At 73.9% G+C, this 1,899-nt stretch carries 3 protein-coding genes; 1 reads left to right on the top strand and 2 read right to left on the bottom strand.

Translation table 11 applies throughout. From position 1 onward, the window contains the following. Positions 1–55 precede the first annotated feature (55 nt). Positions 56–979, top strand: coding sequence for an ornithine carbamoyltransferase (locus EAO70_RS05000; protein WP_148001798.1), 924 nt, complete (start codon positions 56–58; stop codon positions 977–979). Positions 980–1,142: 163 nt separating this feature from the next. On the opposite strand, the gene EAO70_RS04995 is transcribed toward EAO70_RS05000, so the two are convergent. Beyond that, positions 1,143–1,355 carry an MbtH family protein gene (locus EAO70_RS04995; protein ID WP_148001797.1) on the bottom strand — a complete coding sequence of 71 codons (213 nt, stop codon included), beginning with the start codon at positions 1,353–1,355 and terminating at the stop codon, positions 1,143–1,145. A 157-nt stretch (positions 1,356–1,512) separates the two neighbouring features. Beyond that, entirely contained in the window at positions 1,513–1,782 is a 270-nt protein-coding gene (locus tag EAO70_RS04990) for a hypothetical protein (protein ID WP_148001796.1), read from the bottom strand. Between the last annotated feature and the right edge of the window lie 117 nt (positions 1,783–1,899).

Below are 1,899 nucleotides of genomic sequence, written 5' to 3'. Positions count from 1 at the left end.
CGCTCCCTCCCTCTCCTCCCTCTCGTTCTCACCGTCCCGGAAAGGTCCGTCCGCCATGCGCAACCTGATCTCGCTCGCCGACCTGAAGCCCGAGCAGCTCGCCCGTATCGTCGCCCGCGCCGTCGAGTTCGGCACCGGCTCCGTCGCCGACCGGCCGCTGGCCGGACGGCAGGTCGGTGTCTACTTCCGCAAGTCGTCCACCCGGACCAGGACCTCGTTCTGGAGCGGCGCGACCCGGCTCGGCGCCGACGTCATCACCTTCGGTCCCGACGAACTCCAGCTGACCACCGGGGAGACCGTGGAGGACACCAGCCGGGTCCTCGGCCAGTACCTCGACGCCCTCGTCGTCCGCACCAACGGGGACGTCGCGGAGATGCGCCGCCTCGGCGGCAGCCCCGACCTCGCCGTGGTCAACGCCCTCAGCCTGGACGAGCACCCGACCCAGGCGATCGCCGACCTCACCACGCTCGCCGAGCACTTCGGGAGGCTCGACGGGCTCCACGTCCTCGTCGTCGGCGAGGGCAACAGCTCCGGCGCGGCCCTCGCCCTGGCCGGCGCCCTGACCCCCGGGCTGCGGATCACCCTGCTCAGCCCGGAGGGGTACGAGGTCCCCAAGACCACCCTGGACCTCGTCGACGAACTGAGCGGCGGCGCCCACCAGGTGCGCCGGATCACCGACCCGGCCGAGGTCGAGGGCCCCGTGGACGCGGTCTACACGAGCCGCTGGCAGACCATGGGCGTCCCGAAGGCGGACCCGAACTGGCTCGCCGCGTTCGAGGGGTTCGCCATCGACCGGGCGTTCTTCGAGCGGTACAGCGGCCCGGACACCGTCTTCCTGCACGACCTGCCGGCCGTCCGCGGCCAGGAGGTCACCGACGAGGTCCTCGACGGCGAGCGCAGCCTCGCGTGGCGGCAGGCCCACCACAAGATGACCGCCGCCATGGCCGTACTGGAGTGGTGCGTGGTCGGCGAGGAGTGACACCTCCGGCCGCCGGACCCGGCCCCCGTTCCCGGCCGCGGAAGGCCGGGGCACGGGACAGGGCCTCGTCTCGGACGGGGCACGGGAACGGAACGGGGGCGGCGTCGGTACCGGGTTCGTGGAACCCGGTACCGACGCCGCCCCCGCGTGTGCGTGCCGGACGTCAGCCGCCCATCGCGACCACGACCGAACGGGGCCGCAGATCCGTCCAGTTGGCCTCGATGTACTCGGCGCACTCCTGCTTGTCGCCCTCCTCGCGGACCAGCTGCCAGCCCTCCGGGCGACGGATCCGGGCGGGCCACAGCGAGTGCTGGCCCTCGTCGTTGGCCAGGACGACGAAACGGCCGTCGGCGTCGTCGAACGGATTGGTTGCCATGGCTTCACCTCTGTGGGTTCCGTTGGAACGGGGATCCGGTGCCGCACCGGTGCCTCGACGCTACGAGCCCGCCTCCGCCGGTTCGGGCAGCCCGGGCGGCAGTTCGGCGGCAGCCCGCCCGCGCCCGCGACCTTCGGCCGGCCCGGGGTCCCGCGCCCTATACGAGGACGCGCGACACCTCGTTGGCGCGGGTGACGGCGATGCCGGTGGCGACCGCGGCCGCCCGCACCGAGCCGAGCGCCTCGCGCAGCAGCTCCGTCCGGAGCCGGGGCTGGTCCGCCAGCTCCGGCCGGTCCGCGTCGATGAGCTGCACCGCCGCCTCCAGTACGGCGAACTTGGCCTCGCCCAGGGGCTCGTGGCGGTCGGCCTCGGTCATGACGTCGCGCAGGGCCGCGGCCAGTTCCGCGGCGGGGGCGATCTGGGACATGGGTCCACTCCTCAGGGTTCTCGGACGCGCGTCCTCGTATAGGGCGCGGGACCCCGGGCCGGCCGAAGGTCGCGGGCGCGGGCGGGCTGCCGCCGAACTGCCGCCCGGGCTGCCCGA

Origin of the sequence: Streptomyces sp. adm13(2018), assembly GCF_008042145.1 — a bacterium.
Classification (GTDB): Bacteria; Actinomycetota; Actinomycetes; order Streptomycetales; family Streptomycetaceae; genus Streptomyces.
Note: the sequence above shows the minus strand (reverse complement) of the source record. Positions and strands in the feature narration are given on the sequence as shown.

Bases quoted from the DNA above. Each gene is read 5' to 3' on its own strand.
- EAO70_RS05000 (WP_148001798.1), top strand. From the start codon at position 56: ATGCGCAACCTGATCTCGCTCGCCGACCTGAAGCCCGAGCAGCTCGCC.
- EAO70_RS04995 (WP_148001797.1), bottom strand. From the start codon at position 1,355: ATGGCAACCAATCCGTTCGACGACGCCGACGGCCGTTTCGTCGTCCTG.
- EAO70_RS04990 (WP_148001796.1), bottom strand. From the start codon at position 1,782: ATGTCCCAGATCGCCCCCGCCGCGGAACTGGCCGCGGCCCTGCGCGAC.